Here is a 4,604-nt window from a genome sequence, read left to right as displayed (position 1 = left end):
CGCGACGGTCACGTCGACTGACCGGCGGCGGCCGCCCACGGCGGGCGGCCGCCGGTCAGCCGCGGGTCATCCGCGCAGGCTCGCCATCCACGCCTCGACGTCCTCCACGCGGCGCGGGAGCGCGGCGCTGAGGTTCTCCACGGTGCCGTCCGCGCGGACGAGGACGTCGTCCTCGATGCGCACGCCGATGCCGCGCAGCTCCTCGGGGACGGTGAGGTCGTCGGCCCGGAAGTACAGACCGGGCTCGATGGTGAAGACCATGCCCGGCTCGAGCTCGGCGTCGAGGTACATCTCCCGGCGCGCCTGGGCGCAGTCGTGGACGTCGATGCCCAGGTGGTGGCTCGTGCCGTGCACCATCCAGCGGCGGTGGAACTGGCCCTCCTCGGCGAGGGACTCCTCGGCCGTGCCGGGCAGCAGGCCCCACGCCTCCAGCCGGGCGGCGAGCACCTCCATCGCGGCGGCGTGGACGTCACGGAAGCGTGCCCCGGGCTGCCCAGCCCGCGCGAACGCGGCGTCCGCGGCGTCGAGCACGGCCTCGTAGACCTTGCGCTGGGCGGCGGTGAACACGCCGTCGACCGGGATGGTGCGGGTGATGTCGGCCGTGTAGAGCGAGTCGACCTCGACGCCCGCGTCGATCAGGACGAGGTCCCCGGGGCGCACGGCGCCGTCGTTGCGGATCCAGTGCAGGGTGTTCGCGTGGTTGCCCGAGGCGGCGATCGTGTCGTACCCGACGGCGTTGCCCTCCTCGCGGGCACGGGCGCCGAAGACGCCCTCGATGACGCGCTCGCCGCGCTCGTGCTCGACCGCCCGGGGCAGCGCGCGGACGATGTCGGCGAAGCCCTCGGCGGTCGCGGCGACGGCCTTGCGCATCTCGGCGACCTCGAAGTCGTCCTTGCGCAGCCGCAGCTCCGACAGCGCCTCGGCGAGCCGCGCGTCGGCGGCCTCGGTCTCCTCCTGCCCGCGGCGGGCGGACTCGACCTGCGCCTCGACGGCGGCGTCCACGCCGCGCACGACGCGCAGCTGGACCCCACCGGGGCCCGCGTCCTTGGCGAGCTCGTCGCCCAGGGAGTCGATGTGGGCGGTGCGCAGCCCGGTGAGCGCGGCGACCTCCTCCAGGCTCGGCCGCTGGCCCACCCACAGCTCCCCGTAGCGGGCGTCGGCGAAGAACTCCTCGGTGTCCTTGCCCGCGCGCGGGCGGAAGTAGAGCACCGCCTCGTGGGTGTCCTCGCCCTCGGCGACCGGGTGGAGGACGAGGACGGCGTCGGGCTCCTCGTCGGTGCCCAGGCCGGTGAGGTGGGCGAAGGCCGAGTTCGGCCGGAAGCGGTAGTCGGTGTCGTTGGACCGCGTGACGAGCGTCCCCGCCGGCAGGACGAGGCGCTCACCGGGGAACAGGGCGCCCAGGCGCTCGCGGCGGGCGGCCGCGAACGGGGCCGCCGGGCTCTGCTCGGGGAGGGTCGGCTCCTGCTCCTGCCAGCCGGAGGCGATGAACGCGCGGAAGGCGGGGGAGGAGGGTCGCTGGGAGCGGTTGGAGCCACGCTCGCTCAGCGGCTGGCTCTCCGTGCTGTCCGTGTCCGTCATGTGCCCATCGTCGCACGCACGGGGGGCGTGCGGCCTGGGGGGAAGGGCCTACCCTGGAACCCGTGCCAGTCCGTCCGTTCGTCGACCTCCACGCCCACTCGAGCGTGTCCGACGGCACCGAGCCGCCCGCCCAGGTGATGGCCGCGGCGCGCGCGGCCGGGCTCGACGTCGTCGCCCTCACCGACCACGACACGTGGGACGGCTGGGACGAGGCCGCCGCCGCCGTCGGGCGCACCGGCGTCGCCCTCGTGCGCGGCGCGGAGATCTCGACGTCCGCCGGCGGCACGAGCGTCCACCTCCTGTCCTACCTCCACGACCCGCAGGCGCGCGGCCTCGGTGCCGCGGTCGCCCGGGCCCGGGAGTCCCGGCTCGGCCGGGCGCGCCGGATGGTCGAGCGCATCGCGCAGGACTTCGACCTCACGTGGGAGGAGGTCGAGCGGCGGCTCGAGCCCGGGGGCACGGTGGGCCGCCCGCACATCGCCGACGCGCTCGTCGACCGCGGCTACGTCGCCGACCGCTCGACCGCCTTCACCGAGCTCCTCGACACCCGCGGGCCCTACTACGTGCCCTACGACGCCCCCGACGTCATCGAGGCGATCGAGCTCGTCCGCCGCGCGGGCGGTGTGCCGGTCATGGCCCACCCGCGCGCGGGCTCGCGCGGCCGGGTCGTCGAGGACGAGGTCATCGCGCAGATGGCCGAGGCAGGCCTGGCCGGCCTCGAGGTCGACCATCGCGACCACGACGAGGGTGCCAAGGCCCAGCTGCGGGGCCTGGCCGCAGAGCTCGACCTGTTCGTCACCGGGTCGAGCGACTACCACGGCGCGGGCAAGCCGAACCGGCTGGGGGAGCACCTCACCGACCCGGACGTGCTCGCGCAGATCGAGAGCGAGGGGTACCTGCCCGTGCTGCGTCCGTGAGCGACCTGCTCGACGTCCCGCTCCTGGCGACGACGTTCTTCACGCTCTTCGTCATCATGGACCCCCCGGGGACCGTGCCGATCTTCCTCGCGCTCACCTCGACGAGCACCGCGAAGGAGCGCAAGCGCGCGGCACGCCAGGCGACGCTCGTCGCGCTCGGCGTCATCACGGCCTTCACCGTGCTCGGGCCCTACATCCTCGGCTTCCTCGGCATCTCGGTGCCCGCCCTCCAGCTGTCCGGCGGACTGCTGCTCCTCCTCGTCGCGATGGAGCTGCTCACCGGCAAGGCGGAGGAGCCCCAGCCCGCCGGCGGAGGCAAGGTCAACATCGCGCTCGTCCCGCTCGGCACGCCGCTGCTCGCCGGGCCCGGTGCGATCGTCGCCGCCATGCTCGCCGTCCAGGACGCCGACGGCCCGCCCGGGTGGATCGCGATCGCGCTCGCCGTCCTCGCCGTGCACGTGTGCCTGTGGCTGGCGATGCGCTTCTCGATCTACATCCACCGCATCCTCGGCGACGGCGGAACGACGCTCGTCACCCGGATCGCCGGTCTGCTCCTCGCGGCCATCGCCACCCAGCTCATGGCCGACGCCGTCTTCGCCTTCATCGACGCCCACGCCTGAGCCCGCGTCCTGCCCGGCCGCGTCAGACCGGGCTCTGCGAGACCAGGACCCCGGTGAGGGACAGGACGAGGAGCAGGGCCGTCGCCTCGACGCCGACCGTGCGGCGCAGCAGCGAGCGTGAGCCGCCCGCGGCGACCAGGGGCACGAGCCGGAAGCGGTTCCACGCCGCGACCGCGAGGACGCACGCGACCGTCGCCACCTTGGCGAGCAGGACGAGGCCGTAGCCGGTGGTGCCCAGCGCGGCCGGCTCGGGGAGGATCACCCAGGCGAGCACCGTCCCCGAGGCGGCGAGGGTGAGCACCAGCCAGGCGGCGGCGTCGGAGAAGCGTGCGACGGTGCGCGCCGCCGCGGGGGTCTCGACGCCCGCCGCGCGCAGCGTGAGGAGGAGGCCGAGCAGGCCGCCGAACCACACGCTCCCCGCGAGGACGTGGAGGAGGTCGCTGCCCACGACGAGCCACCCGGGGCCGAAGGAGCGCGTGTGCCCGGTGAGCGGCAGGGAGACGAGCGCGAGCACCACGCCGAGGAGGGGCACGACCCGCCCGCGGCCCGCGAGGGCGAGCGCGAGTCCACCGGCCCCGAGCGCCGTCGCCGCGCCGGTGCGCGAGGTGAGCGAGTGCCACAGCAGCTCGGGGTCGACGAACCCGGAGGGCCCGGCGCCGACGAGGCGCGCACCGGCGCTGACGAAGACGAGGAACAGGCCCACCAGCCCGACCGCGGCGAGCTGGGCCGTGGGGCGCAGGAGGCGCACCGGGGCAGCGCGGTCGAGGACGAGGAGGCGGAAGAGCACGAGCCCGCTCGCGCCGAGGATCCCGACGTACAGCAGCACCTGGCCGGTCTGGTCGACCGCGCGCACGACGTCCCACCCGCTGCCGTGCACCACCGTCCCGCCCGCGGCGGGCAGCGCCGCGTGGGCGTGCGCCGGGGCCACGAGGACCGCCGCGCACGCGAGGAGCACGGCGTGGAGCAGGGCGTGCGCGAGGAGCGCGGCGCGGGTGAGGAGCACGGCGTGCGGCGCCGGCCGGCGACCTCGCCGCACCGCGCCGGCCCTCTCCCCGGTCACCCGCACGAGGGCAGGCTAACCTCCGGTCCGACCGGTGCGGGCGAGCGTCCACGGTTTCTGCCACCAAGTCCGCGACACGCGCGCGACACACCCGTGCCGGGCGCCCTGTCGGGGCTGCGTACGGCACTTCGTGGCAGGTTTCGGCCGGGGCCGAGGCTGGCGCGGAGGTCGGTGCCGGTGGTGGGACCGCGGAGCGCCCGGACCGAGGCGACGCTGCGCCGGGCCGGCGTCCGTTTCCTGCCACCCGCGACACGCGCGCGACATGCCGGTGCCGGGCGCCCTGTCGGGGCCCGGCACCGGTTGTCGTGGCAGGTTCCGCGCGGGTCGACCGCGCGGGGAGGGCTCAGCCCTCGCTGGTGTCGTTCGTCGTGCGGCGACGACGACGGCGGCGCGGCTTGCCCTGGGCCTCGCCCGCGGTCGCGGCCTCGC

At 75.7% G+C, this 4,604-nt stretch carries 4 protein-coding genes; 2 read left to right on the top strand and 2 right to left on the bottom strand.

Annotated features, from left to right (window positions below):
* Nucleotides 1-66: 66 nt before the first annotated feature.
* On the bottom strand, nucleotides 67-1,578 hold the full coding sequence (locus tag FHE66_RS08440) for an aminopeptidase P family protein (RefSeq protein WP_139072528.1): 1,512 nt from the start codon (nucleotides 1,576-1,578) through the stop codon (nucleotides 67-69).
* Nucleotides 1,579-1,640: 62 nt separating this feature from the next.
* Between FHE66_RS08440 and FHE66_RS08435 the strand changes: the two genes are divergently transcribed.
* Nucleotides 1,641-2,495: a PHP domain-containing protein gene (locus FHE66_RS08435; RefSeq protein ID WP_139072527.1), complete on the top strand. Its 855-nt coding sequence runs from the start codon at nucleotides 1,641-1,643 to the stop codon at nucleotides 2,493-2,495.
* On the top strand, nucleotides 2,492-3,115 hold the full coding sequence (locus tag FHE66_RS08430; protein ID WP_139072526.1) for a MarC family protein: 624 nt from the start codon (nucleotides 2,492-2,494) through the stop codon (nucleotides 3,113-3,115). The genes FHE66_RS08435 and FHE66_RS08430 overlap by 4 nt, the downstream gene beginning before the upstream one ends.
* A gap of 22 nt (nucleotides 3,116-3,137) precedes the next feature.
* On the opposite strand, the gene FHE66_RS08425 is transcribed toward FHE66_RS08430, so the two are convergent.
* Nucleotides 3,138-4,175, bottom strand: coding sequence for a copper resistance D family protein (locus FHE66_RS08425; RefSeq protein WP_168202731.1), 1,038 nt, complete (start codon nucleotides 4,173-4,175; stop codon nucleotides 3,138-3,140).
* Between the last annotated feature and the right edge of the window lie 429 nt (nucleotides 4,176-4,604).

The organism is Georgenia sp. 311 (assembly GCF_006151955.1).
GTDB lineage: Bacteria > Actinomycetota > Actinomycetes > Actinomycetales > Actinomycetaceae > Oceanitalea > Oceanitalea wutianyii.
This window is presented reverse-complemented; position numbering and strand designations above follow the sequence as displayed.

What these genes read in the sequence shown, in the direction of transcription:
- FHE66_RS08440 (WP_139072528.1), bottom strand. Translation starts at nt 1,578, where the DNA reads ATGACGGACACGGACAGCACGGAGAGCCAGCCGCTGAGCGAGCGTGGC.